The following is a 22,924-nucleotide window of genomic DNA, read 5'->3' as shown; positions in this document are numbered from 1 at the left end:
ATATGTGTAATTCTATACTTTTTTCACGAAAAATTCAATTCAAAATTGATACTTTTTTATATTTTGTTCTGATTTCTCTTTTGATGCATAAAGATGAAAAAAAGACCATTGCTATCAACGAATTCTGCAGGAAGTGATTGGGTGTTCAAAAAAAAGAAAAAAGAAAATCAGGCGGGAGCCGGAACAACTGCAAAGGACCGTCGCCGTGCCTTCGTGTGTACGATGAACGGAACCGGAGAACTGAATATTGAGAATTATGGATCCCTGGGCGATTATAATGAAGAAAAAATCGTGCTCCATTGTTATAAATGCAAGATGGTCATAGAAGGGGAGCGCCTTTTGATCGAGTATTTTACGGACATTGACATGAGGATCACAGGAAACATTCATTCGATTCATTTTTAAAGGAAAGCAAAATGAAAAAGAGCCGGAAACGGCTGGTTTTGCTGCCTTTTGCATATGGGAAGGCACCAATCAACAGGGAGGGTACGTCTATGATTTTTTCCATACTGCATTTTCTCGGCGGATACTGCAAAGTTGTGCTGAACGGAGGGGGACAGGAGCGTTTTCTGAATATCTGTGTGAGCAAGCAGATTCTTTTGTGGAAGCTGACCAGAAAGGATTCCCATTATATTTTTTTTATAAGCAGAGCAGGAATGGAAGAGCTGGAAGAGATATCCGCGAAGACCGGATGTTCCTATCGGATTATCTGTAAAAAAGGTCTTCCGTTTTTGTTCCATCGCTATAGAAAACGAAAAATTCTTCTGGCGGCCTTTCTCTTTTCAGCCGTCAGCCTGTATGTGATGTCCCTTTTCCTCTGGCAGATTCAGGCGGTGGGCTGCCGCAGTCATTCGGAGGAAGAGATTCTTGATTATCTGGAAGAACAGGGAATCAAAAGCGGCAGACGACTCTCGGAGATTTCCTGCCATGCGCTGGAGGAACAGATCCGCCGGGATTATAAGGATATCGCCTGGGTGTCCTGTGATTTGAAGGGAACGCTGCTCACGGTGACCATAAAGGAAACTCTGGACAAAGAAGCGGTGCAGGCGGAGACGGCAGACGTCCCCTGCAATCTGATCGCCGCCAAAAAGGGGACCATTGATTCCATTGTGGTGAGAAGCGGCAGCGCCATGGTCAAAAAAGGGGATAAGGTGAAGCGGGGGGATGTGCTTATTTCCGGTGAAGTGGGGCTTTATGATGACAGCGGGACCTTGACGGAGACGGCTTTGGTGAAGGCGGAGGGAAGTATTTTGGCCATCACAAAAATCAAGTATGAGGATTCTTTTTCGATGCTCCATTATGTAAAAAAACATACAGGCCGCTCCTTTGATCTCTTCCAGATCCTGGCGGGAGAAAAACTGATCAGTCTGCCCGGAAAAAAGGAGACCTACCGGTATTATGACGAGGAGACAAAGCAGCATATACTGCACATCGGTCCGCAGCTTTACCTGCCCCTGTCTTTGTATGTGACTACCCGCTCGGAATGTCAGATACAGGAAAAAACTTACACCGAAGAGCAGGCTGTGAAGGAAGCGGAAAAAAGGCTCTCTGTATTTTTGCAGGAATACAAAGAGCAGGGGGTGGAAATTATAGACAATAAAGTCCGCATTACCTGCGGGGAGGGAGTCTGCAGGGCAAAAGGAAAAATTATCGTGCGGGAACCTTTTGGAAAAATTCAGGAAATCTCGCAGTAGTCTTTCAACTGAGCAAAAATCGCCTCATACTCCCGGGCAAAGACCGTATCGGTCTGCCAGAGAAAGGAAAAGTCGTGCTGCAGGCGGAAATCTTCCAGAGGAATCTGACGCAGCGTTCCGGAAGCGAGATAGGGCAGCACTGCTGTCTTGTACAGAAAGGAGATGCCGCAGTCTTCGAGCAAAAGCTGGACGATGGCGTACATGCTGTTGATTTCTGTGATGCGGGAGAAGGAGGAGAGAGAAATATTGTTGATATCCAGCGCCTTTTCCAGGATATTTCTTGTGCCGGAGCCGGGTTCCCGCAGCAAAAGCGGTTCGGAAAGAAGGTCCTGTATCCGGGCGGGCTGTCTGGAAAAGACATGACCGGCGGCGCACACAGGGATGAACTCTTCCGTGCTATAGATGCGGGAGGCAAACTCTTCCCGGGGGAAAAATCCCTCGATGAGGGCAAAATGAAAGGTGCCGTCCCGCAGACCTGAGAGAAGTTCCTCGGTGTTTCCCATGGTCATCTGAATCTGTATGTCAGGATTATTCCGGAGGAAACGAGCCAGGGGCCGGGCGATGACAAACTCCCCGATGGTGGTGGTCACGCCGAAACGGTAAGTGGCACCGCCGTTTTCCGCTTCATGTAAGGACTCTTTCAGGCGGCGCCCGTCATTATCCATAACGGAGGCTTTCTCCAAAAGGAGACGGCCGGCAGGGGAGAGGGTCAGAGTTTTTCCTCTGTAGTCAAACAGGCGGACGCCGTAATATTTCTCAAGATAACGAATGTGCTGAGAGACCGCTGGCTGGGTGATGAACAGCTCCCGGGCGGCTTTGGTATAATTCATGTATCTGCAGACGGTCAAAAATGTATGTAAACGATAATCGATCATAGGAATCCTCTTCTTTTGCGGTGTGATATGTTATGGCCGGCGGAAATATCCGGTGCCGGCAGGTGTCGCAGTTATCATAACATAAATTTATGGATTTATAAATATTTATCATTTTATCTTCTGGTAAAATTATGCTACATTGAGAAAAACAAAAGAAAGAGGTAGAAAAAATGAATTGGATACAAAAAAATGGAAAAGGACTGCTGCTCTGTCTGGTCATCGCAGTGCCTTCCTGGTTTATTGGTAAATTATTTCCCGTAGTGGGCGGCGCCGTCATTGCCATTGTGGCAGGAATGGCTGTGACAGTATTCTGGAAGGAAAAGAGAGATTTCGCGTCGGGGATCACATTTACTTCCAAAAAGATCCTGCAGTGGGCAGTGATCCTGCTGGGATTTGGCATGAATCTGGGTGTGGTTTTCCAGACGGGAAAACAGTCTCTGCCGATTATCGTCTGCACGATCACCACATCGCTGGTGATCGCCTTCGCTCTGCATAAAGCCATGGATATCCCGTCCAAAATCTCCACGCTGGTGGGGGTTGGTTCATCCATCTGCGGAGGTTCCGCCATCGCCGCGACGGCACCGGTCATTGACGCCGATGACGAGGAAGTGGCCCAGGCGATTTCTGTTATTTTCTTTTTCAATGTGCTGGCCGCCATTCTCTTTCCGGTTTTCGGACAGATGATCGGCTTTGACACCACTTCCGGCGAGGCTTTCGGCATCTTTGCGGGAACCGCTGTCAATGACACTTCATCGGTGACGGCGGCGGCTTCCACCTGGGACAGTATGTGGGGGCTTGGCAGCCAGACACTTGATAAGGCGGTGACTGTAAAGCTCACAAGAACTCTCGCCATCATTCCGATCACTCTGGTGCTGGCCTTCCTGAGAACGAGACAGGCGTCGGGAAATGACGGAAAGAAAGTGAGCATGAAACAGATTTTCCCGTTTTTTATATTATATTTCATCGCCGCTTCCGTGATCACCACGGTGGCTGTACAGTGCGGCGTTTCAGCGGATATTTTTGCTCCTCTGAAGACGCTCAGCAAATTTTTCATTGTCCTGGCCATGGCTGCCATCGGACTCAATACCGATGTGGTCAAGCTGGTGAAAACCGGCGGCAGACCGCTGGTGATGGGTGCCTGCTGCTGGGCGGGGATCACGGCAGTGAGCCTGCTTCTTCAGAATGTCATGGGCATCTGGTAACAGACGGCGCTTCCTTTTGTGTTTTGTGACAGACCTTGGTGATGGCTCCGATATTTCCGGAAGCGACAAAAAAGGCTGGAAATAATACAAAAAGATGATAGAATGGTTAATAGACACGTTTTCTCTACCTATATGGACGGAGAGTTTTTCCTGAAACAAGGGGGTTCTTTCCCGGAACAAAAGAGAGTTTTCTCAGGTAGGGAGAAATATGATATCAGACAGAAGGGAGCGAAAGCATGAATATATCGGAAGTGGAATTTTCTTTTCCAGCGGCACATGCAGGCAATGTCTTCGGACAGTTTGACGCTTACATGAAGAAGATCGAGCGGGCGCTGCATGTGACCCTTATTTTCCGGGATGATAAGATAAAGATAATCGGCAGCGGGGAAGGCTGTCAGAAAGCCAGAGATGTCATTGATGAACTTACGGTTCTTTCAGAGCGGGGAAATGTCATCACAGAACAGGATGTCAACTATGCGCTGTCCCTGGCTATGTCCCAGTCCGACACCGTGGAATCCATGACGGAGCTTGACAGCGATATCATCTGTCACACAGTCATGGGCAAGCCGGTGAAGCCGAAAACCATGGGACAGCAGAAGTATGTCAAAGAGATCACCGATAAGATGATCGTGTTCGGCGTTGGACCTGCCGGAACGGGAAAGACTTACCTGGCCATGGCCAAGGCCATCACAGCGTTTAAAGCCAACGAGGTGGGCCGGATCATTCTGACCCGTCCGGCTATCGAGGCCGGGGAAAAGCTGGGATTTCTGCCCGGAGATCTGCAAAGTAAGGTGGATCCGTACCTGCGTCCTCTTTATGACGCCCTTTATGAGATCATGGGAGCGGAGACCTTCCAGAAAAATATGGAAAAGGGACTCATTGAGGTGGCGCCCCTTGCCTACATGCGCGGGCGGACGCTGGATAATGCTTTTGTGGTGCTTGACGAGGCACAGAATACCACGCCGGCGCAGATGAAGATGTTCCTGACCCGAATCGGTTTTGGTTCCAAGGCTATCATCACCGGTGATATGACCCAGAAGGATTTGCCGGAAGGCGCGAGATCCGGTCTTGATGATGCGCTCCGGGTGTTGAGGGGCATCGATGAGATCGGCGTCTGTATGCTGACCAGTCAGGACGTGGTCCGGCACCCTCTGGTACAGAAGATTGTATCGGCTTATGACGCCGATGAGAAGCGCCGGGAGGCAAGAAACCGCGCAAGACGGGCTGACGCCGACGGCAAAAAGGATAAAAAGGACAAGATGCTGCGCCGCAGGAAGAAGTCTTAAAAGATGAGAAGGGACGGGCCCCTGCATGGCAGGCAGAGGCAGACCTTTGTTTTATGGCAGATGAACGGGAGAATACTATGCATATAGAGATTGAATACAGTTACGAAGAGAAATTTATCCCCGACTACGAGGACATCATCCGGAATGTGGTGGAGACAGCTCTGGATTATGAGGACTGTCCTTACGAAGCGCAGGTGTATGTGCTCCTCACAGATAATGCAGAGATCCATCAGGTGAATCTGGAACAGCGCCAGATCGACCGGCCCACGGACGTGCTGTCCTTTCCCATGGCGGAATATACACACCCGGCGGATTTTTCTGACCTTGAGGAACGGGAGCCGGATGCCTTTCATCCGGAAAGCGGCGAGCTGATGCTGGGAGACATCCTCATTTCCATGGATAAGGTAAAGGAACAGGCGAGGGAATACGGCCATTCCGAGAAAAGAGAGCTGGCCTTTCTGGTGGCCCACAGTATGCTTCACCTCATGGGCTATGACCACATGGAAGAGGAGGAGCGCATTGTCATGGAGCAGAAGCAGGAAGAGATACTGAAACAGTGCGGATATCTCCGGGAGGTAAATCAGTGAGATCATACGATACGATTATTGTGGGGGCCGGACCGTCAGGCATGACGGCGGCCCTTTGGTGTGCCAGAGGCGGACAGCGGGTGCTGCTCATGGAACGGTGCGAGCGCATCGGCAAGAAAATTCTGGTGACCGGCAACGGCAGATGTAATCTGACCAACCGCCGTCAGGAGCCGGAATGTTACCGGGGAGAGGATCCGGAGAAAATTGCCGGTGTGCTGTCGGCCTTTGATCTGGCGGATACCATGGAGTTTTTTCATCGACTGGGTATCCTTACCAGAGATAAAGATGGCTATGTGTATCCCTATAACGAACAGGCGGCCGCCGTCCGGGATGCTTTTGAGAGCGCGGTTTTGTCCCGCGAAAGACTGGATGTGCTGACGGAAACCTCTGTGACCGCCGTCCGGAAGACGGCGGAGGGGTTTGTGGTGACGGCGGAATCTTTTTTGACTGAAAAAGCGGGACGGAAAGAAGCGGCAGAGCGTCGAAGGGAAAGCATGACAAGAACGAAAAAGAAACAGACGGCGGAAAAGCGCCAGGGGAAAAAGGGGGACAGGCAGGCTGTCAATGCGGTCAGACGGCAGTTTGCCTGCCGCAGCCTGATCCTCGCATCCGGCGGAATGGCAGGCATCCATCTGGGCTGTGATGGCAGCGGCTATCCTCTGGCAAAATCCCTGGGCCATCATATTATCAAACCTCTGCCGGCTCTCACGGCCCTGAAATCTTCCGCGCCATTTTTAAAAAAGCTGAGCGGCCTTCGCAATCAGGCGTCGGCAGTCCTGCTGGTGGATGGCAGAGAAGTGTGCCGGGAGAGGGGAGAGCTCCAATGGACCGATTATGGCATTTCCGGCGTAGCGGTTTTTCAGATGAGTCGTTTTGCCATTCTGGCCCTGGAAGAAGGAAGAACGGTGCAGCTTTCTCTGGATTTCATGCCGGAGTATTCCGCAGGGGAAGTGGAAGAACTTCTACGCTCCTGCTGCGATGACTGTCCATATAAGAGTCTGCAGGAGATGCTTTCCGGCATTCTGCCGGCAAAACTGGCGCCGGTGATTCTCCGGGAGGCGGGTCTGGAAGCAGATCAGATGAATATCCCGCTGAAACAGTGGCGGACAGAAACCAACGACATCCTCCGGAAAATATCAGCGATCATCGGGAATTTTCCGCTGCGCATCTCCGGCTACGTGGGCTATGAGAAAGCGCAGGTGACCAGAGGCGGCGTTACTTTGTCTGAACTGTCGGGCAATCTGGAATCCCTCTGCTGCCCGGGCCTGTTTTTTGCCGGAGAAGTCCTCGATGTGGACGGGACCTGCGGCGGCTATAATCTTCAGTGGGCCTTTTCCAGCGGCAGCGTCGCCGGACAGGCAGCCTGGAGGCGAAATCAAAAGTAAATCACGCGGCGCCGTCTAGTCAAAAGCGGGGTCCGCAGTAAAAAGAAAAAGCGGGTTCCGGCCTTAGATCAAACTTCTAAGGCCGGAACCCGCTTTTTTAAGGCTCTGCCTTTGTGGTAAAAGTGTTGAGAATCTGGTGGATCACCTGATGAAGGCAGGGGAGATATTCGTCCATGGATACCGGCTCTCCATAAAGAATACAGCTGTAACAGGTGGACCCTACCAGCTCGATGATGGTGAAAAGAACGATATCCGGCTGTTCACAGGCGATGTGATCTTTTTTCATCTGTTCCAGATAGTAGTCATAAAACTGTTGTGATCCCTCGGTGACGGTATTTTCAAAGGCATGTTTGAAAATGCCCCAGGAGAGATTTTTGGTGATGAACCGGAGAAGAGCCGGATCTTTTTTTAATGCCTCAATGATATGATCCACCACAAACAGCATCTGATTCTCAAAACCATGAATGTCCTCTTTGGAGATCGCTTCATGGGCATCCATAAAAAGCTGCCCGGTTTTATGGATGACCAGCTGATCTCTCAAATCATATTTATCCCTGAAATAAAGATAAAAAGTGCCTTTGGCCAGACCTGCCCGGTTTACGATGTCGGAAATAGTAGTTTTGGCAAATCCTTTCTCCAGAAACAGCTCGAAGGCGGTCTGCAGAAGGGTTGTGTTTTTCTGTAGTTTTTTACGTTCCAGTTTTCCCATTGTTTCATCTCCATCTGTTTTCTTTGCTGATTTCCTTCATATTACAATAAGAAGAAAAAAAAAACAAGATTCATAAAGTGTGTCTTATGGATAAAAATGACCAAAATTCATTTTCTTATTGTGGTGAGAATTGTGAAATGTGAAGTATTGACCAATGGTCATTTTTTAATATAATAGTAGATAGGATTGCGGAAAATTTTCGCAGAGGCCGCGCAGTGAAAGATCCGGACTGCGCGGTATAACAGACAGAGAGGATGATGAAACTTGATTCGATTGGGAAAATGGATCGCAAAACATAAGAAGCTGATTCTTCTGCTTGGATTTTTGCTGCTGATTCCCTCCTTTTTGGGGATGGCGGCCACGAAGGTCAACTATGATTTGCTGAGCTACCTGCCGGACTCGCTGGAGACAGTGAAAGGGCAGAACGTGATGGTGGATGAGTACGGCATGGGGGCCTTTTCCATGGTCGTGGTGGAAAACATGGAGCTGAAAGATGTTCAGAAACTGGAAGACGCATTCAGTCAGGTGGATCACGTGAAAGACGTGCTTTGGTATGATGATGTGGCGGATTTAAGTCTGCCGGTGGAGATGCTTCCGCAGAATCTGCGGGAGGCGTTCTTTCAGGGAGACGCCACCATGATGCTGGTGCTTTTTGACAATACCACGTCTTCGGATGAAGCCATGAATGCCGTGGCGGATATGCGTAAGCTGGCCGGACAGCAATGCTTTATCAGCGGCATGTCCGGAATTGTCAATGACATTAAAGATATCGCCTTGAAAGAACTGCCGGTCTATGTGGTCATCGCGGCGGTATTGTCGTTTGTGGTTCTGGAACTTACCACGGAATCCTTTCTGGTTCCGGTATTTTTTCTGTTGAGCATCGGCATTGCCATTCTCTATAATCTGGGCAGCAATTATTTCCTGGGAGAAGTGTCTTATATCACAAAGGCGCTCACCGCAGTCTTGCAGCTGGGTGTTACCATGGACTATTCCATTTTTCTTCTCAACAGTTTTGAGGAGAACAAGAGAAGATTTTCCAATGATAAAATCGCTGCCATGGGGTACGCCATCGCGGACACTTTTCGCTCCATCGTGGGTAGTTCCGTGACGACCATCGCCGGGTTTGCCGCTCTGTGCTTTATGACATTTGCTCTGGGGCGGGATCTGGGGATTGTCATGGCCAAGGGGGTTATCATCGGAGTGTTATGCTGCGTCACCCTTCTTCCGGCCATGATCCTGACCTTTGATAAACAGATCGAGAGGACGGCGCACCGGCCGCTCATCAAAAGTGTGGACGGCGTATCGGGATTCTTGACAAAGCATTATAAAATCTGGACGGCGGTTTTTCTGATTCTCCTGATTCCGGCGGTGTACGGAAATGATCACACACAGGTATATTACAATATCGCTCAGTCTCTGCCGGATTCCCTGCCGAGCAATGTGGCCGCGCAAAAGCTGGAAGAAGACTTCGATATGAATACAGTCTATATGATCATGATGGATAAAAATATAGAGGCGAAAGATAAGATTGCCATGATGAATGCCATTGACGATGTGGACGGAATCAAATGGTGTATCAGCATGCGTTCTCTGGTGGGGCCGGCGGTGCCTGATTCCATGATCCCGAAAGACATAAAGGGGATGCTGCAAAGCGGCAATACAGAACTGGCTTTTTTGTGTTCCGAATATGATGCGGCTACGCCGCAGATCAATGACCAGATTCAGGAAGTGACCCGGATTACAAAGAGTTATGATTCGTCTTCCATGGTCATCGGCGAAGCTCCTCTCATGAAAGATCTTGAGCGGGTGACAGACGTGGATATCCAGAATGTCAATATAGCCTCTGTCCTGGCGATTTTTGTGATCATCCTGCTGGTATTCAAGTCTGTCTCCCTGCCGGTGATCCTGGTATCTGTCATAGAATTTGCCATCGCTGTCAACATGGCAGTGCCGTTTTATCAAGATACCAGCCTGCCTTTTGTGGCGAGTATTGTCATCGGAACCATTCAGCTGGGAGCCACGGTGGATTATGCCATCGTTATGACCAGCCGGTATATTCGGGAGAGAAAAGACGGCAAAGGAAAATGGGAGGCGGTGCGGACGGCGCACAAAACTAATATGCTTTCCATCATTACCAGCGCCCTGAGCCTGTTTGCCGCCACCTATGGCGTGGCCTGCTATTCCCAGGTGGATATGATTGGTTCCATCTGTACTCTTCTTGCCCGGGGCGCCATTATCAGCATGGTAGTGGTGGTGACGCTGCTGCCGGCCATGTTTTTGATTTTTGATAAAGTAATCTGTAAGACGACTCTGGGAATGGGGAATCTTGTGGGCAAAAAGAAACAGGGAGTTTCAGCAATTCAGAAGATTCGGGAGGATGAAAAATGAGAAATAAAAAATATATCAGATATAGTTCAAGGGTATTTGCCTTTGTGATGAGCGCCGTTCTGGCTTCCGGGATGCCGGTGTCCGCACAGGCAGCCGCAAAAAAAGAGAAACAAAAAAGAGAAGATAAGACGGAGACCGTGTATGTCAATGCTGACGCTGAGGGTGAAGCAGAGCAGGTGACTGTCAGTGAATGGCTCCGGAACCCTGACGGCAGTGAGACGCTCGAGGATTATTCCAATCTGAAAGAAATCACCAACGTAAAAGGGGATGAAACTTTTACGGAAGACAGCAGCGGGAATCTCACCTGGGACGCCCGGGGCAATGATATCTATTACCAGGGGAAAACAGAGGAGGCGCTGCCGGTTTCCATGGAAGTCAGCTATTATCTGGACGGGCAGAAAATATCTCCGGAAGAGCTGGCGGGAAAAAGTGGTAAAGTAAAGATCCGCTTTGATTATTACAACCATTCCAGCGAAAAAGTGAAGGTGAAAGGAGAGGATTATGAAATTCAGACTCCGTTTACCATGGTGACGGCCATGGTGCTGCCTTCCGATATTTTTACCAATGTGCAGGTGGAAAACGGGCAGGTGATGGCGGACGGAGATAAAAATATTGTGGTCGGCATTGCATTTCCCGGGCTTGGGGACAGTCTGAAACTGTCGGATTATGACGCTTTGTCGGAGGTCACCCTTCCGGATTATGTGGAAGTTACGGCGGACGTGAACGATTTTGCCCTGTCTATGACTCTGACAGCGGCAGCCACAGGAATTCTTGATGAGATGGATATTGGCAGTATCGGCGGCATGGACGATCTGGAAGAGAATATCAAAAAACTCACAGATGCTTCCGAAGCGCTGGAAAACGGCAGCGGGGAACTGCTGGAAGGTCTTAACACACTGTCAGATTCTTTTGATACTTATACGGATGGGGTGACAGATGCCGATCAGGGCGCACAGGAATTGAAAAAAGGTCTGGAAACGTTGGATTCCAGGAAAAAGGACCTCACTGACGGAGCCGATGATTTAAAGGATGGCCTGAAAACGTTGAAAGACGGGACACAGTCGCTGAAAGACGGCATCAAAAAATATACCGGCGGGGTATCCGGCCTTGATGCCGGCCTGCAGACCGCAGACAGCGGCGCTCAGTCCCTCAAGAAAGGCGCCGGCACTCTGCAGAAGGGGCTTAAGAACTATACCGACGGAGTCGCTTCCCTGCAAGAAGGGCTCGCCGCGCTTCAAAAACAGCTTGACACGCTGGAAAATGTGTCTCTGCCTGACAGCGGCACGCTGTCTGCCGTGAAAACAGCGGCCGGAAAATTGGAAGAAGATGCCGCAATGCTGCAGAAAAACGCCGCTGCCGTTACTTCGGCCATGGAGCAGATCAATCAGTTGTCCTCGCTGACAGAGAAGCATAACGCCGATGTGAAAGAACGTTTTTCCGAGGCGGAAAAAGCGCTGGACAAAGTGGATGAAAAGGCATCCGGCCAGGCCAACGAACAGATGGAAGATCAGAAAGATTCCATGAACTCCCGGGCTTCCAGTCAGGCGGTCCGTCAGGCAAAGGCCGCCGTGGACGCCCAGGATATCCCTGAAGAAGAAAAAGCCGCTTTGAAAAAAGCCATAGAAGAGGCCATAGACATCCAGGTGGATGTGGACAGCATCACCATAAAAGGCGCTGCGGATGAAGCGAGGGAAGCTCTTGGTACTGCGCCGACACTGGATATTTCTTCTGTGGATCTGAATCTTTCAGATATGGAATCGCTGCTTTCGGATATGAAGGATCAGGCGGCGGTACTGGAAACCTTTGCGAAGAGTACATCAGAACTGGCAGATCTCACGAAAAATCTGCCGGCTCTGACTAACGGGGTATCGGAATTGAAAGAAGGGGCCGATGCCCTGACCGGCAAGAATGAGACAATGCTGACAGGGATGAAGACGCTGCGCGATGGCCTTGACGCCCTTTCTTCCGGTATCACGACCATGCAGACCGGCGCCGCTTTGCTGAGTGAAAATAATGATACGCTAAATGACGGCGCTGATGCCGCAGAGAAAGGGGCAGGAAAGCTGCACTCCGGAAGCAGAAAGCTGAAAAAAGGAATCACCGACTACACTGCCGGTGTTGCCACGGCTGCCGGGGGCGCCGGGACACTTTCTGACGGCACTGCCCGGCTCCGCGGAGCCGGAAGTCTGCTTACAGACGGTATTGACAAACTCCTTGCCGGAGCCGGCACGCTTTCTTCCGGCATGGAAGAATTCAACAAAGATGGCATCGGTAAAATCTCCGATCTGGCGGGGGACGATCTGCAGGCTGTCATCCATCGCTTTAAAGCCATCAAAAAAGCGGATAAAAAATATGATAGCTTTGCGGGCAAGCAAAAAGAAGCCAGCGGCAGTGTCCGGTTTATCATTGAGACCGGCGCTGTGGAAACCGATGACGGGGAATAAATCCCGGTTACCGGATAAAAGAATCTGTAATCTGTCGGGCGCTTTTTGGCAGCACGAGAACTTTCGGTTTCTCAGTGCGCTGAAAAGCGCTTCCGCATTTCTGCTCCACGGTGTTCTCTGATTGAATTTTTTCAGATTTTTCATGTTAAAAAACGCCTGACGCTTGATTTTTCCGGGAAAAATAGATACTATACATGAGAATGTACAGATGCATTTTACTTCTTTTTGGTAAGGAAGGAATGCATCTTATTTTTAAAGGCAGAAAAGAGGAAGGATAATCCATGATACGAATATCACAGCTGAAGTTAAAGATTCCCCACACGGAGGAAGCGCTGACGGCGGAGATCGCCCGGCGGGCTTACGGGCAGAAGCCGGTAAAGTGGAAGATCGTGCGCCGCTCCGTTGACGCCAGGAAGAAGCCGGAGCTTTATTATATTTATACCATTGACGCGGAGTTTGCCAATGAGAAGAAAGTGCTCCATCACAGGAACAGCAAATGGAGCAAAATCCACGAGGCGGCATATCAGTTTCCCTTCCGCAGCGGGATGTCCGGTGATAGCGGCATACCATGCGACCAAACGCCGCTTGGCGGCATATCATACGACGGACTCCCACGTGGCGGACGGCGGCCCACGGAGGAGGAACGCCCTGTGGTCATCGGCGCCGGTCCGGCTGGTCTGTTTGCCGCATTGATGCTGGCCCGCGGAGGTTTTGCGCCGGTGCTCTATGAGCGGGGAGACGCAGTGGATGTCCGCTCGCAGAAGGTGGAGGCGTTTTTTGCCGGGGGAGACCTGGATGAGGAGTCCAATGTGCAGTTCGGAGAGGGCGGCGCCGGTACATTTTCAGACGGCAAGCTGAACACGGTGGTCAGGGATAAGTCCGGGCGCAACCGGCTCGTGCTTGAAGAGTTCGTCCGCCACGGCGCGCCGGAGGAAATTCTCTATGAGGCGAAACCTCACATCGGCACGGATATTTTAAAAAATGTGGTGGCTTCCATCCGGGAGGAGATTCTGTCCCTGGGCGGAGAGGTGCATTTTCGCACGAAACTTGTGGAGCTTTTGACAGAAGAAAGGGGCGGAGAGCGTATTCTGACCGGTATCCGTCTGGAGACAGCCGCGGCAGAAGCCGGCAGCGATACGGCGGTGAAAGCCGGGATAGCTGCAGCCAATGTGGCAGCAGCGGCGGCAGCCGTCCACGGCAGAAAAATACATTTCACGGAAAGATCCTGCCGTACGGTGATCCTGGCCATCGGCCACAGTGCCAGGGATACCTTTTCCATGCTCTATGAGCAGCGGGTGAAGATGCTGCCGAAGGCTTTTGCCATCGGCGTCCGGGTGGAACATTCCGCCGCCATGATCAACGAAAGTCAGTACGGAAGGGGATATGATAAAAGTCTGCCCACAGCCAGTTATAAGCTGACCCATCAATGTCAGAACGGACGGGGTATCTATTCTTTCTGTATGTGCCCCGGCGGCTACGTGGTCAATTCCTCCTCGGAACAGGGGCGGCTCTGCGTCAACGGTATGAGTTACCACGGGAGGGACGGCGCCAATTCCAACAGCGCCATCATCACCACCGTGACGCCGGAGGATTTCGCGGCGTTGTCCGATATGGCAGGGATGACAGCACAGGATGCAGCCATGAGAAAGGGAGATCGCCCGGCGTGGATGTGCGCAGGTAAAACAGCTGACGGAGAGAATACCCTGCCTTGTCATCCGCTGGCAGGCATGGCTTTCCAGCGAAAGTACGAGGAGCTGGCTTTCCGGGCGGGCGGCGGAAAGGTGCCGGTGCAGCTTTACGGGGATTTCAGGCAGGACCGGATGAGCAGCGGTTTTGGTGAGATCCGGACCTGCATGAAAGGCCAGTGGCAGTTTGCCGATCTGCGGCAGTGTCTGCCGCCGTACATTGTGGAATCGCTGCTGGAGGGCATGGAGGCTTTCGGACACCGGATTCATGGGTTTAACCGGGAAGATACGATCTTTTCCGGTGTGGAGACCCGGACGTCTTCGCCGGTGCGTCTGGAAAGAGACGAGAGCGGCCAGTCCGGCATCCGGGGGCTGTTTCCCTGCGGGGAAGGTGCAGGTTATGCCGGAGGAATCACCTCGGCGGCCATGGACGGAATCCGCATGGCCGAGGCAGCGGCGCAGAAGATATGTGGAAAATATGAATAAAATAAATTTACAATAGAGGATTTTTCCAGTATAATGACAGAGAAGTGTTTTTGATTCCGGGTATTTATATTGCAAGAGCAGGAAAAATAAAATCAAAAGGAGATCATAATGAAACATACGGATATTGACCGCATCAATGAATTGTATCATAAATCCAAGAGCGTTGGTTTGACGGAGGCCGAGGCTGCGGAGCAGAAGAGACTCCGGAGAGAGTACGTCCTGGCCATCCGCAGGAATTTACGGGGCGAGTTAAATAATATTTCCATCGAGAATGAAGATGGCTCCATTACCAACCTTGGGGAGAAATACGGAAAAAAATATTCCGGCAATTAGCCGGAGAAAGCAGGTGATACCATGTCACAGATGAATAATAAAGAAGAATTAAGAAAAGAAATGCGCAGAAGGAGAAACGATCTGACCCTGACGCAGATCCATGATCTTACGAGGAAGTGTTTTGATAATCTGGCCGCCCTTCCGGAATTTCAGGCAAATCAGTGGATTTATTCTTATATGGCCATCGGGTCCGAGGTGGATACCATTGATCTGATCTGCGATTTTATCCGGATGGGCAAAAAAGTGGCCGTGCCGAAGGTGGAAGATGACGAGATCGCTTTCTATGAGATTCAGTCCATCAAAGATTGCCGTCCGGGTGAGTTCGGTATTCTGGAACCGGCTTCTTACAAGGCGCCGGCAGACGACCCGGGGCTGATCCTCCTTCCCGGACTGGCTTTTGATGAAAAGGGCAGCCGTCTCGGATACGGAGGTGGATATTATGATAAATATCTGAAGAGCCATCCGGATTATCCGTGCGCAGCTCTGGCTTATGAACTTCAGATCCTGGACGAAGTACCGTGTGAGGAACATGATAAGCAGGTGGACTATATCATAACGCCGGAACGGATCATTGATTGCCGGTGATTTTGTGATGCGTCAGCTGCAGAGGAATGGGAGAATTGCGGCAGGCTGTAGAGCCGGTGAAAGAAAATATGCATAAAATTTCAAAAGAAAACTATATTTTTTTCTCTCAATACATAGAAAATAAAAAAAGTACTTATGAAGAAGTATATTTTGTGATATAGTGACAGTCGCAGCAGGGACGGCGGTGCCTGTCCGGCTGATTCAAAATAATAAATAAATACAGGCAGATGAGAATGGTAGTGAGATTATTTTCCGTAATCGCAGCGAAAGTTATGAATACGGGAGGTCTCACTACTTTTTTTGCTGCCGGAAAAACAGGAGGAAGAGAAAATGCCGAAAACAAAGTTTCAGGATGTTATTTTTACGATTATGATGGTGATCGTTATGGTCTACGGAATGGTGGTGTACAACATTTCCATCGATAAGGGAGGACTGTCTAACGAGGTGTTTGCCCTGGCGCTGGGTGAGCTGGTGATCATGGGAGTGGTCGGTTTCGTGCTGGAGATGTTTGTGGCAGGACCATTATCAAAAAAACTGGCCTTCCGTATCGTGACACCGGGAAAAGATAAGATGATTTTTGTGATTCTTGCCATTTCAGCCATGACAGTATGTCTTATGTGCCCGATGATGAGTTTTGTGGCCACAGTGCTGTTTAAGGGCGTGGACAGCCAGATCATCGCAAAATGGCTGCAGACTTCTGCTTTGAATTTTCCGATGGCGCTCTGCTGGCAGATCTTCTTTGCGGGACCGTTTGTGCGGATGATTTTCAGAAAAATTTTCCCGGAAAAAGAGGAAAAAACTGTGCATAACAGGGAGAATTTTGGAGAAAATGTTTCCGGACTTAACACAGAAAAGAATTAGTGAGCAAAATATTACAAAATGAAAGATTTGTAATTAAAAATTTCAAAAAATAACTCATAAAAAACGATAAAAACACAGATGTCAGAATCTGGCTAAAGGTAATTGTGCCAAAAATTCACACAATATTCTTTAAGAATACTTGAAATATAAACAAAAATAACAGAAAATAGAAGTGAAAAAATGTCGATTTATACCAAAAAAATTAAAAAAATTAAAAAATTTCGCGGAACAAAAATTTCTTCTTAATATTTTCGTAAAAAAACCGGTTGACTTTTTAGTGGAAAGGGATATGATTAAAGCAACAAAAGTCAAGATACAACTTTTGCATTTTTCAAACAAAAAATGAAAAAGGAGGTTGTAAAAACTGCAAAAAGAAACAAAAAGTGTGAAGAGGGTTTTCTAAGCCCGAAAGAGAAAAATGAAGGAGGATATGCCAGTGGAAGCGCTCGTAGAACAATTAATGGAAGAATTGAATTGCGAGACCGTCTTTACAATCCCGATACTGGGAGGGATTCCCGTATCAGAAGCTGTTGTTGTATCCTGGATCATCATGGCCGTTCTTTTTCTGGTCTGTATCATCCTTGTCAGAGGGTTTGACGTTATGCATCCCGGCAAAAAGCAGATGGTTCTTGAGACCGCGGTTTCTGGTATCTATCGCTTTTTTGATGAGATTTTAGGAGAAGCAGGAAGAGATTATGTGCCGTATCTTATGGCTGTCGCAATTTATGTGGGTGCGTCCAATCTGATTGGACTCTTTGGTTTTAAGCCGCCTACAAAAGATATCAATGTGACAGCAGCACTTGCCCTGATGAGTATTGTGCTGATCGAGCTTGCCGGCATCCGCAAAAAAGGCGGAAAGGGCTGGGTGAAGAGTTTTGCAGAGCCCATTGCCATCGTGGCGCCGATCAATGTGCTGGAGATATTCATCAGACCGCTGTCGCTGTGCATGCGGTTGTTTGGTAATGTCCTGGGCTCCTTTGTTATCATGGAGTTGATCAAACAGATTGTGCCGGCTGTGGTGCCGGTGGTGTTCAGTGCTTATTTTGATATCTTTGATGGCATCATTCAGGCATACGTTTTTGTTTTCCTGACAGCATTATTTGTAAAGGAAGCAATTGAATAACAAACAAAAAGAAAATGTAACTCGCAGACATTCAGAACAACAGGAAAAGACAGACGTCTGTGAGACGTCAAAATAAAAACATTGAAAAGAAAAAGGAGAAATAGATTATGGCAACAACATTATTAGTAGCAGTCGGAGCAGGTATCGCAGTATTAACAGGTATTGGAGCAGGTATTGGTATCGGAAAAGCCACTGCTTCCGCAGTGGACGCCATCGCAAGACAGCCGGAAGCGGAAGGCAAGATCAGCAAATCCCTTCTTTTAGGTTGTGCGCTGGCAGAGGCAACCGCTATTTACGGTTTCGTTATCGCGCTTCTGATCATCCTCTTCCTTGGATAATAAGTCATAACAGCGGTAATTTTTTTGAAAATGTAAAAAAGAATGCAGGTGAAAGTACATGCTTAGTTTAGATGGATGGACTTTGTTTTTTACTGTAGTAAACGTACTGGTCTTATTTGTGGGACTGAAGGTGTTCCTGTTCAAGCCGGTACTGAACATCATCCGCCAGCGGGAAGAAATGATCCACAATCAGCTGGCGGATGCCGCTGAAAAAGAGAAAGCGGCGGAACAGTTAAAAACAGATTATCAGGAAAAATTGAAAAACGCCAGCCAGAAGGCAGAAGATATCATTGCGGAGGCGAAAGCCAGAGCCGATGAAGAAAAGCGCCTTGCCGTCGAAAAGACAAAAGAAGAAACCGAGCAGATGCTTGAAAAAGCAAGAGCGGAGATTCGTTCAGAACAGGAACAGGCGAAAAAAGAGGTGCAGGCAGATATCGCTGTTCTGGCCATGGAAGCAGCAAGAAAGATAATGAAGACAGGTGATGTTCATGACGCAGCGGGCAATTAATTACGCAACGGCTTTGTATGAGCTGACGCCCGGGAAAGAGACAGTGGACCAGCTGCGTACACTGTTTGAGGAAGCTGCGCCGCTGGCAGAAGTTCTGGCAGATCCTATGATCCCTCTTGCAAAAAAACATCAGATCATCGACGATATCGCCAGGGAGGCAGGGTTTCCGGCGAACATAAAGAACTTTTTAAAGTATTTATGCGACCACAGAGACACTGCCCTGCTTTTAAATATTGTTGATGCATATGATTCCCTGTGGGAGGAAAAGCATAACATCATTCATGCGGAACTTCTCTGCGCGAAATCTCCGGAAGAGAGCGAAGTGGAAAAGACCATGGATTTCCTTCACAGGGAATATCCGGGCAAGGATATCCAGACATCGCTTCAGGTTCAGGAAGATCTGCTGGGCGGAATCCTCATCCGCGTCGGACATACAGAATATGACCGGAGCTATGAAGGCCGGCTCCGGCAGCTTGAAAGAAAGTTAACAGTGAGGTGAAGATTGTGGGTGCAATCAGTGCGACAGATATTATATCCATTATCCGCAGTGAGATAGAGAACTATGACTGGGACATGGAAAGCCGGGAGACGGGAAACGTCATCTGGGTGGGAGACGGTATTGCCACCATTTACGGTATCGACCATGCCATGTACGGTGAGATTGTTCTTTTTGAAAACGGAGTAAAGGGAATGGTTCAGGATATCCGTGAGAATGAGATCGGATGTATCTTATTCGGAAAGGATACCGGAATCAAAGAAGGAACAAAAGTAACAAGAACAAAGAAAAAAGCAGGTATTCCGGTGGGAGAAGGATTCATCGGAAGAGTCATCAATGCGCTCGGTGAGCCGATTGATGGAAAAGGCGCCATCAAGGAGGACGGATATCGTCCGATCGAAGAAGATGCGCCGGGTATCGTTGACCGTCAGCCGGTAGACACGCCAATGGAGACAGGAATCCTTTCCATTGACGCCATGTTCCCGATCGGACGGGGACAGAGAGAGCTGATCATCGGTGACCGTCAGACAGGAAAGACTTCCATTGCCACAGATACCATTCTGAATCAGAAGGGAAAGGGAGTTATCTGTATCTACGTGGCCATTGGTCAGAAGGCGTCCAGTGTTGCCAAGCTGGTATCCATGCTGGATGCCCACGGCGCTATGGATTACACCATCGTGCTTAATTCCACGGCCAGTGATCCGGCGTCTTTACAGTACATTGCGCCGTATGCGGGAACTGCTCTCGGTGAGTATTTCATGCATCAGGGAAAAGATGTGCTGATCGTTTACGATGATTTATCCAAACATGCGGTGGCTTACCGTGCGATCTCTCTGCTTCTGGAGCGTTCTCCGGGACGTGAGGCTTATCCGGGAGACGTTTTCTATCTGCATTCCAGACTTCTGGAACGTTCCAGCCGTCTGAGCGATAAACTGGGCGGCGGATCCATCACGGCGCTGCCGATCATCGAGACCCAGGCAGGAGACGTATCCGCCTATATTCCGACCAACGTTATTTCTATTACAGATGGTCAGATATTCCTGGAAAGTAACCTGTTCAATTCCGGTTTCCGTCCGGCGGTCAATGTCGGTCTGTCCGTATCCCGTGTGGGCGGTGCTGCGCAGACCAAAGCCATGAAGAAGGCATCGGGAAGTATCCGTATCGATCTGGCCCAGTACAGGGAGATGGAAGTGTTTACCCAGTTTGCTTCGGACCTGGATGACGCCACCAAGGCACAGCTTCAGCACGGAAGCGCGCTGATGGAACTGTTGAAACAGCCGCTTGGCTCTCCGCTTTCTCTGTGGGAACAGGTAGTCACTCTCTGCCTGGCCAACGACGGTGTTTTTGATAAAGTGGAAACCAGAAAGGTAAAAGCTTATCAGAGAGAGATCCTTGATTATATGAATGTTCATCATAAAAATCTCTGTGATTCCATTGAAAATGAAAAGGTTCTCACAGAGGAGATGGAAGCAGAACTCAGGGAGGTTGCTGAACATTTTCAGGCAGACAAGAGTGAAGAATAAAAGATAAGCGGGTGTTTGTATGGCAAATATGAAAGAGATTCAGGAGAGAATGAAAAGTATTCGTGACACCATGAAGATCACGAACGCCATGTATATGATTTCCTCCTCCAAATTAAAAAAAGCGAAAAAAAATCTGGAAGATACAGAACCATATTTTTATACATTACAGTCAACAATGGCCCGTATTCTTCGTCATATTCCGGAAATGGAAGACATATATTTTGAGAATCCCGCAAAGGTAAAGCCGATCGAAGAGACCCGGGCAGGATTTGTGGTGGTAACGGCCGATAAGGGAATGGCCGGTGCCTACAATCACAATGTCATCCGCCTGGCAGAAGAAGAGATGGCGAAATATAACGATCCCCGTCTTCTGGTCGTGGGTGAGCAGGGCCGCCATTACTTTGAGCAGAAAGGTATGGATATTTACAAAGAATTCCGTTATACCGTGCAGAACCCTACGCTGCACCGGGCCAGATCCATTCGGAATGAGATCTTGTCTCATTATCTGGATGGCGAGCTGGATAAGATTTTCATTGTGTTTACAAAACAGGTCAATGCAATGAAAGAGGAGGCCGAAGTCATGCAGCTCCTGCCTCTGAAAAAGGCGGATTACAAGATGGAGCTTCCGCCGGGAATCACTGTATCCGAACTTCTGCTTCGTCCGTCACCGAACGAAGTGATGGATAAGATCGTGCCGAACTACATCGTGGGATTTATATACGGCGCCCTGGTGGAGGCGTACTGCAGTGAGCAGAGCGCCAGAATGACAGCCATGGAATCGGCGACGTCCAGCGCAAAGGATATGCTTCATGAGCTGGATGTTCTCTATAATCGTGTGCGTCAGGCAGCCATCACCCAGGAGATCACAGAGGTGATCGGCGGTGTCCGGGCACAGAAGAAGAAAAAACGCTGATCAGATGCGGGGAGTTCTCATCTGATCGCGCTCCGTAAAAATGTGCAGGAGCGCAGTTGAAAAAATAGGACCGAGAGGAGGCCACAAGTTGAAAATCGGAAAGATTGTGCAGGTCATGGGACCTGTTGTGGACGTAATGTTTGAAGATAACGACCTTCCGGCTATTGAAGATGCACTGGAAGTTGATAATAATGGAAAAACCTGTGTCATGGAAGTGGCACAGCATATTGGAAATAATGTGGTGCGCTGCATCATGCTGGCTCCTAGTGAGGGACTCCACAGAGATATGGAAGTCCGGGCCACAGGCAGCGGCATCAAGGTTCCTGTGGGAGAACAGACACTGGGCCGTCTCTTTAATGTGCTGGGACAGGCTATTGACGGCGGCGAACAGCCGGAAGGCGAGAAATGGGTGATTCACCGGGATCCTCCTTCTTTTGAGGAACAGAGCCCGGCCGTTGAGATTCTGGAGACCGGAATCAAGGTCATCGACCTGCTGGCTCCGTATTCCAAGGGCGGTAAGATTGGTCTGTTCGGCGGTGCCGGCGTTGGTAAAACGGTGCTTATTCAGGAGCTGATCCGAAACGTAGCCACAGAGCACGGCGGTTATTCCATCTTCACCGGAGTCGGTGAGCGTTCCAGAGAGGGTAATGACCTCTGGAGAGAGATGAGTGAATCCGGAGTTCTGGAGAAGACAGCGCTGGTATTCGGTCAGATGAACGAGCCGCCGGGAGCACGTATGCGTGTGGCAGAGACTGGTCTGACCATGGCGGAATATTTCCGTGATGAGAAACATCAGAACGTGCTTCTGTTTATTGATAACATTTTCCGTTTTACCCAGGCAGGTTCCGAGGTATCCGCTCTGTTAGGAAGAATGCCTTCCGCCGTTGGATATCAGCCGACCCTTGCCACAGAGATGGGTGATCTGCAGGAGAGAATCACTTCTACTAAGAATGGTTCCGTTACCTCCGTGCAGGCGGTATACGTGCCGGCCGATGACCTTACAGACCCGGCCCCGGCCACCACATTTGCCCATCTGGATGCCACCACGGTACTTTCCAGAAAGATCGTGGAGCAGGGTATTTATCCTGCCGTTGACCCGCTGGAATCCACTTCCCGTATTCTGGAAGCGGATGTCGTGGGCGAAGAGCATTACATGGTTGCGCGGAAAGTGCAGGAGATTCTGCAGAAATATAAAGAGCTGCAGGATATCATCGCCATCCTCGGTATGGAGGAGATTTCTGATGAAGATAAGATCACGGTTTACCGTGCAAGAAAGATCCAGAAGTTCCTGTCCCAGCCGTTCCATGTGGCAGAGCAGTTCACCGGTATTCAGGGTGTCTATGTTCCGCTGAAAGAGACGATCCGCGGATTTAAGGCGATCATCGACGGTGAGATGGATGAATATCCGGAAAATGCGTTCTTTAACGTGGGCACCATCGAAGATGTGAAGAAGAAAGCGGAAGAGATGGCTGCACAGCAGGCATAATGGAAACTGGGAGGTGT

22 protein-coding genes are annotated in these 22,924 nt (G+C 49.4%); 20 read left to right on the top strand and 2 right to left on the bottom strand.

The annotated features are described in order from the left end of the window. The first annotated feature begins 141 nt into the window (after positions 1-141). Entirely contained in the window at positions 142-405 is a 264-nt protein-coding gene (locus B5E53_RS04945; protein ID WP_162611791.1) for a YabP/YqfC family sporulation protein, read from the top strand. 89 nt (positions 406-494) lie between these two features. Continuing rightward, a complete protein-coding gene (locus B5E53_RS04940) occupies positions 495-1,694 on the top strand; it encodes a sporulation protein YqfD (protein WP_162611790.1) in 1,200 nt (399 codons plus the stop codon). Here the strand turns inward: B5E53_RS04940 and B5E53_RS04935 are convergent. Next, positions 1,676-2,569, bottom strand: a complete 894-nt coding sequence (locus B5E53_RS04935; RefSeq protein WP_087312934.1) for a LysR family transcriptional regulator — start codon at positions 2,567-2,569, stop codon at positions 1,676-1,678. The two genes, B5E53_RS04940 and B5E53_RS04935, sit on opposite strands and share 19 nt — an antisense overlap. Positions 2,570-2,739: 170 nt before the next feature. Here B5E53_RS04935 and B5E53_RS04930 point away from each other — a divergent pair, with 170 nt between their 5' ends. From B5E53_RS04930 to B5E53_RS04915, 4 genes are all read left to right on the top strand, one after another. Further along, on the top strand, positions 2,740-3,771 hold the full coding sequence (locus B5E53_RS04930; RefSeq protein WP_087312933.1) for a YeiH family protein: 1,032 nt from the start codon (positions 2,740-2,742) through the stop codon (positions 3,769-3,771). A 236-nt stretch (positions 3,772-4,007) separates the two neighbouring features. After that, a complete protein-coding gene (locus tag B5E53_RS04925) occupies positions 4,008-5,057 on the top strand; it encodes a PhoH family protein (RefSeq protein ID WP_087312932.1) in 1,050 nt (349 codons plus the stop codon). Positions 5,058-5,134: 77 nt separating this feature from the next. Next, entirely contained in the window at positions 5,135-5,644 is a 510-nt protein-coding gene (gene ybeY / locus B5E53_RS04920) for an rRNA maturation RNase YbeY (RefSeq protein WP_087312931.1), read from the top strand. Next, positions 5,641-7,029, top strand: coding sequence for an NAD(P)/FAD-dependent oxidoreductase (locus B5E53_RS04915; RefSeq protein ID WP_087312930.1), 1,389 nt, complete (start codon positions 5,641-5,643; stop codon positions 7,027-7,029). The genes ybeY and B5E53_RS04915 overlap by 4 nt, the downstream gene beginning before the upstream one ends. Positions 7,030-7,126: 97 nt before the next feature. Here the strand turns inward: B5E53_RS04915 and B5E53_RS04910 are convergent, their stop codons facing one another. Then, positions 7,127-7,738 (bottom strand): TetR/AcrR family transcriptional regulator, encoded by a 612-nt coding sequence (locus tag B5E53_RS04910; protein WP_087312929.1) that lies wholly within the window; start codon positions 7,736-7,738, stop codon positions 7,127-7,129. 264 nt (positions 7,739-8,002) lie between these two features. Between B5E53_RS04910 and B5E53_RS04905 the strand changes: the two genes are divergently transcribed. The 14 genes from B5E53_RS04905 to atpD all read left to right on the top strand — a co-directional run bounded on the left by B5E53_RS04905 (position 8,003) and on the right by atpD (position 22,907). Next, positions 8,003-10,126 carry an MMPL family transporter gene (locus B5E53_RS04905; RefSeq protein ID WP_087312928.1) on the top strand — a complete coding sequence of 708 codons (2,124 nt, stop codon included), beginning with the start codon at positions 8,003-8,005 and terminating at the stop codon, positions 10,124-10,126. After that, positions 10,123-12,570, top strand: coding sequence for a hypothetical protein (locus tag B5E53_RS04900; RefSeq protein ID WP_087312927.1), 2,448 nt, complete (start codon positions 10,123-10,125; stop codon positions 12,568-12,570). The genes B5E53_RS04905 and B5E53_RS04900 overlap by 4 nt, the downstream gene beginning before the upstream one ends. A 281-nt stretch (positions 12,571-12,851) precedes the next feature. After that, complete coding sequence (locus B5E53_RS04895; RefSeq protein ID WP_087312926.1) at positions 12,852-14,741, top strand: FAD-dependent protein; 1,890 nt, start codon at positions 12,852-12,854, stop codon at positions 14,739-14,741. Positions 14,742-14,849: 108 nt separating this feature from the next. Beyond that, complete coding sequence (locus B5E53_RS04890; RefSeq protein WP_087312925.1) at positions 14,850-15,074, top strand: DUF896 domain-containing protein; 225 nt, start codon at positions 14,850-14,852, stop codon at positions 15,072-15,074. A 21-nt stretch (positions 15,075-15,095) separates the two neighbouring features. After that, the gene (locus B5E53_RS04885) at positions 15,096-15,659 is read left to right on the top strand and encodes a 5-formyltetrahydrofolate cyclo-ligase (protein ID WP_087312924.1); all 564 of its coding nucleotides are present in this window, start codon (positions 15,096-15,098) and stop codon (positions 15,657-15,659) included. A gap of 26 nt (positions 15,660-15,685) precedes the next feature. Next, positions 15,686-15,820 (top strand): hypothetical protein, encoded by a 135-nt coding sequence (locus B5E53_RS19925; protein ID WP_275532665.1) that lies wholly within the window; start codon positions 15,686-15,688, stop codon positions 15,818-15,820. 169 nt (positions 15,821-15,989) lie between these two features. Beyond that, positions 15,990-16,520: a DUF2798 domain-containing protein gene (locus tag B5E53_RS04880; RefSeq protein WP_087313043.1), complete on the top strand. Its 531-nt coding sequence runs from the start codon at positions 15,990-15,992 to the stop codon at positions 16,518-16,520. 430 nt (positions 16,521-16,950) lie between these two features. Continuing rightward, on the top strand, positions 16,951-17,643 hold the full coding sequence (locus B5E53_RS04875) for a F0F1 ATP synthase subunit A (RefSeq protein WP_087313042.1): 693 nt from the start codon (positions 16,951-16,953) through the stop codon (positions 17,641-17,643). Positions 17,644-17,750: 107 nt separating this feature from the next. Next, on the top strand, positions 17,751-17,981 hold the full coding sequence (atpE, locus tag B5E53_RS04870; protein WP_087312923.1) for an ATP synthase F0 subunit C: 231 nt from the start codon (positions 17,751-17,753) through the stop codon (positions 17,979-17,981). Between the two features lie 58 nt (positions 17,982-18,039). Then, complete coding sequence (gene atpF / locus B5E53_RS04865; protein WP_087312922.1) at positions 18,040-18,489, top strand: F0F1 ATP synthase subunit B; 450 nt, start codon at positions 18,040-18,042, stop codon at positions 18,487-18,489. Then, entirely contained in the window at positions 18,464-18,988 is a 525-nt protein-coding gene (atpH, locus tag B5E53_RS04860) for an ATP synthase F1 subunit delta (protein WP_087312921.1), read from the top strand. Before atpF ends, atpH begins: the two co-directional genes overlap by 26 nt. A 5-nt stretch (positions 18,989-18,993) precedes the next feature. Then, complete coding sequence (gene atpA / locus B5E53_RS04855; RefSeq protein ID WP_087313041.1) at positions 18,994-20,508, top strand: F0F1 ATP synthase subunit alpha; 1,515 nt, start codon at positions 18,994-18,996, stop codon at positions 20,506-20,508. 19 nt (positions 20,509-20,527) lie between these two features. Beyond that, on the top strand, positions 20,528-21,421 hold the full coding sequence (gene atpG / locus B5E53_RS04850; protein ID WP_087312920.1) for an ATP synthase F1 subunit gamma: 894 nt from the start codon (positions 20,528-20,530) through the stop codon (positions 21,419-21,421). Between the two features lie 88 nt (positions 21,422-21,509). Beyond that, a complete protein-coding gene (atpD, locus tag B5E53_RS04845; RefSeq protein ID WP_087312919.1) occupies positions 21,510-22,907 on the top strand; it encodes a F0F1 ATP synthase subunit beta in 1,398 nt (465 codons plus the stop codon). The last annotated feature ends 17 nt before the right edge of the window (positions 22,908-22,924 follow it).

Origin of the sequence: Eubacterium sp. An11 (genome assembly GCF_002161065.1) — a bacterium.
GTDB lineage: Bacteria > Bacillota > Clostridia > Lachnospirales > Lachnospiraceae > Anaerobutyricum > Anaerobutyricum faecale.
The sequence above is the reverse complement of the archived record's forward strand: the minus strand, read 5'-3'. Positions and strand labels throughout refer to the sequence as shown.